The organism is Psychrobacter sp. FME5, from assembly GCF_014861375.1.
In the GTDB taxonomy this organism is placed as follows: domain Bacteria; phylum Pseudomonadota; class Gammaproteobacteria; order Pseudomonadales; family Moraxellaceae; genus Psychrobacter.
The window spans coordinates 1-408 of the sequence record NZ_RRYX01000281.1 but is presented as its reverse complement, the minus strand read 5'-3'; the positions used below and the strand labels follow the sequence as shown (position 1 = coordinate 408).

Genomic DNA, 408 nt, shown 5'->3' with positions numbered 1-408 from the left:
GGCCCAATTCTAACGTGGGTTCTATAAAGTCCTCCCACTTTGCAATTTTGTTAGGACTGGTCAATTCAATAGAGTGGATAGGCAAATCGCCGTACATAGGACGCAGGTGCGCATAAAAATCGTTGTCTATGACCAAATCCAAATCTAACTGAGAGAACATTTCAGGGTTGGGCTGATAGCGTGTTCCTACGTCGAGAGTTGTATCAGGTATAAGAGGCTTACCGACCCATTCTCTATAGAAAGGTTTATCGCCCATAGCAACTGGTGGGTATCCCATGGCAGTCAGCGTCGCCGCAATACCCCAATCGGGCGTCATGACTTTAGGCGTTTTTTGACTGTTTTTAGGTGACACTGCTTGTGGTGCTTGTGAGGTGGCGTCAGACGACTGGCAACTGCTTAACAATAAAC

1 pseudogene is annotated in these 408 nt (G+C 46.8%); it reads right to left on the bottom strand.

Annotated elements, in window-relative coordinates:
- Positions 1 to 408: pseudogene (locus tag EI161_RS14685) on the bottom strand (ABC transporter substrate-binding protein); the annotation flags it as partial.